The following is a 3,696-nucleotide window of genomic DNA, read 5'->3' as shown; positions in this document are numbered from 1 at the left end:
AGGTGAAGAAATTCACCACCATGTCGACGGTGCCGATGTAGTGATCCTTGCGCAGTTTCTCGTTCTGCGTCGCGACGCCAGTGGCGCAGTTGTTCAGATGGCAGATGCGCAGGTATTTGCACCCCAGTGCGATCATCGGCGCGGTACCGAAGCCGAAGCTCTCGGCGCCGAGGATCGCGGCTTTGATCACGTCGAGACCGGTTTTCAGGCCGCCGTCGGTCTGCACCCGGACCTTGCCGCGCAGGTCGTTGCCGCGCAGGGTCTGGTGGGTTTCAGCCAGGCCGAGTTCCCACGGTGCGCCAGCGTACTTGATCGAGGTCAGCGGCGAAGCACCGGTGCCACCGTCGTAGCCGGAAATGGTGATCAGGTCCGCATAGGCTTTGGCCACACCGGCGGCGATGGTGCCGACGCCCGCTTCTGCTACCAGCTTCACCGAAACCAGCGCCTGCGGGTTGACCTGCTTCAAGTCAAAGATCAACTGCGACAAATCTTCGATCGAATAGATGTCGTGGTGCGGCGGTGGCGAAATCAGGGTCACGCCTGGCACTGCGTAACGCAGCTTGGCGATCAGCCCGTTGACCTTGCCGCCCGGCAGTTGCCCGCCCTCGCCCGGCTTGGCGCCTTGGGCGACCTTGATCTGCAGCACTTCGGCGTTGACCAGGTATTCCGGGGTTACACCGAAACGGCCGGTGGCAACCTGCTTGATTTTCGAACTCTTGATGGTGCCGTAACGCGCCGGATCTTCACCACCTTCGCCGGAGTTGGAACGCGCACCGAGGCGGTTCATGGCTTCGGCCAGGGCTTCGTGAGCTTCCGGCGACAGTGCGCCCAGCGAGATACCGGCGGAGTCGAAGCGCTTGAGCACCGATTCCAGCGGCTCGACTTCACTGATGTCCAGCGGCGTGTCGAGGGTCTTGACCTTGAACAGGTCGCGAATCATCGACACCGGACGGTTGTCCACCAGCGAGGTGTATTCCTTGAACTTGGCGTAGTCGCCCTGCTGCACAGCGGCTTGCAGGGTGTTGACCACGTCCGGGTTGTAGGCGTGATATTCGCCACCGTGGACGAACTTCAGCAGACCGCCCTGCTGGATCGGCTTGCGCGGACTCCAGGCTTCGACGGCGAGGGCTTTCTGCTCGGCTTCGATGTCGACGAAACGCGCACCCTTGATACGGCTCGGTACGCCACGGAAGCTCAGCTCGCAGACTTCTTCTGACAGGCCGATGGCTTCGAACAGCTGCGCACCGCGGTACGAAGCGATGGTCGAGATACCCATCTTCGACAGGATCTTCAGCAGACCTTTGGTGATGCCTTTGCGGTAGTTCTTGAACACCTCGTAGAGGTCGCCCAGGACTTCACCGGTACGGATCAGGTCGCCCAATACTTCGTAGGCCAGGAACGGATACACCGCCGAGGCGCCGAAACCGATCAGCACGGCGAAGTGGTGCGGGTCACGGGCGGTCGCGGTTTCAACGAGGATGTTGGAATCGCAACGCAGGCCCTTCTCGGTCAGGCGGTGGTGCACGGCACCGGTCGCCAGCGAAGCGTGGATCGGCAGCTTGCCCGGGGCGATATGGCGGTCGCTCAAAACGATCTGGGTACGCCCGGCGCGCACGGCTTCTTCAGCCTGATCGGCAACATTGCGGATCGCCGCTTCGAGGCCGAGGCTTTCGTCGTAGTTGAGGTCGATGATCGCCCGTTCGAAACCCGGACGGTCGAGGTTCATCAGCGAGCGCCACTTGGCCGGCGAGATCACTGGCGAGCTGAGGATCACGCGCGAGGCGTGTTCCGGCGACTCCTGGAAAATGTTGCGCTCGGCACCGAGGCAGATTTCCAGCGACATCACGATCGCTTCACGCAGCGGGTCGATCGGCGGGTTGGTGACCTGCGCGAACTGCTGACGGAAATAGTCGTACGGCGTGCGCACACGCTGGGACAGCACCGCCATCGGCGTGTCGTCGCCCATCGAGCCCACGGCTTCGTAGCCTTGCTCGCCGAGTGGACGCAGCACCTGATCACGCTCCTCGAACGTGACCTGATACATCTTCATGTACTGCTTGAGCTGGTCGACGTCGTAGAAAGCCGAACCGTGGTCGTTGTCTTCCATGGTCGCCTGAATGCGCAGGGCATTCTTGCGCAGCCATTGCTTGTACGGATGACGGGATTTCAGACGGTTGTCGATCGCATCGGTGTCGAGGATCTGCCCGGTTTCGGTATCCACGGCGAAGATCTGGCCAGGGCCGACGCGACCCTTGGCGAGCACGTCTTCAGGCTGGTAGTTCCACACGCCGATTTCCGAGGCGAGAGTGATGAAACCATTCTTGGTGGTCACCCAGCGCGCCGGACGCAGACCGTTACGGTCGAGCAGGCACACCGCGTAGCGACCGTCGGTCATTACCACGCCGGCCGGGCCGTCCCACGGCTCCATGTGCATCGAGTTGTACTCGTAGAACGCACGCAGATCCGGGTCCATGGTTTCGACGTTCTGCCACGCTGGCGGAATGATCATCCGCACGCCACGGAACAGGTCGATGCCACCGGTGACCATCAGTTCGAGCATGTTGTCCATGCTCGAGGAGTCGGAACCGACGCGGTTGACCAGCGGGCCGAGCTCTTCCAGATCCATCAGATCATTGGTGAACTTGGTCCGACGGGCCTGCGCCCAGTTGCGGTTACCGGTGATGGTGTTGATTTCGCCGTTGTGGGCGAGGAAGCGGAACGGCTGCGCCAGCGGCCATTTCGGCAGGGTGTTGGTGGAGAAACGCTGGTGGAACACGCAAATCGCGGTTTGCAGGCGCTCGTCACTCAGGTCCGGATAGAACGCGGCCAGGTCGGCCGGCATCATCAGGCCTTTATAGATGATGGTCTTGTGCGAAAAGCTGCAGATGTAGTGGTCGGTGTCAGCGGCGTTGGCCACCGACGAACGGCGACGGGCGCTGAACAGCTTCACGGCCATGTCCTGATCGCTCAGGCCTTCGCCGCCGATGTAGACCTGCTCGATCTGCGGCAGGCGCTCAAGGGCCAGGCGGCCGAGGACGCTGGTGTCGATCGGCACTTTGCGCCAGCCGATCAGTTGCAGGCCTTCGGCGAGGATCTCGCGGTTCATGTTCTCGCGAGCGGCTTCGGCCTTGGCCGGATCCTGATTGAAGAACACCATGCCCACGGCATATTGCTTGGGCATATCGACGCCGAAGTTTTCCTGGGCAATGGCTCGCAGGAAGGCGTCGGGTTTTTGAATCAGCAGACCGCAACCGTCACCGGTCTTGCCGTCGGCATTAATCCCACCGCGGTGGGTCATGCAGGTCAGGGCCTCGATGGCCGTTTGCAAAAGGGTATGACTGGGCTCGCCCTGCATATGAGCTATCAGGCCGAAACCGCAGTTATCCTTGAATTCATCTGGTTGGTACAGACCTGCTTTCATAGACACTTTCTCACCAGGCTGCCTCTACTCGAGGCAAATTTCTTTTCAATTCAACCACTTGCGTTCCGCGCCGAACGTACGCCGGCTTAGCGGGGGCAAAAGGGTGGTCATTGTACACAGCGACACAGAGGCTCACAAATTTGACGACGAACTGTCGCAAATTCATGTCGCATTTGTGAAAGGTTTAAAGCGATCTGCTGTGCTAGTCAAAACTTTTTTAATTTTGACCGCAACGACTCAAAGACTACTGTGACGCAGACACCACAAGGCACGCG

General features: G+C 60.6%; 1 protein-coding gene. It reads right to left on the bottom strand.

Annotated elements, in window-relative coordinates:
* A partial coding sequence (gene gltB / locus D8U60_RS17120) for a glutamate synthase large subunit (RefSeq protein ID WP_130900567.1) occupies positions 1-3,421 on the bottom strand: 3,421 nt, incomplete at its 3' end.
* Positions 3,422-3,696 lie beyond the last annotated feature (275 nt).

Origin of the sequence: Pseudomonas sp. Sample_11 (assembly GCF_004307505.1) — a bacterium.
GTDB lineage: Bacteria > Pseudomonadota > Gammaproteobacteria > Pseudomonadales > Pseudomonadaceae > Aquipseudomonas > Aquipseudomonas atacamensis.
The sequence above is the reverse complement of the archived record's forward strand: the minus strand, read 5'-3'. Positions and strand labels throughout refer to the sequence as shown.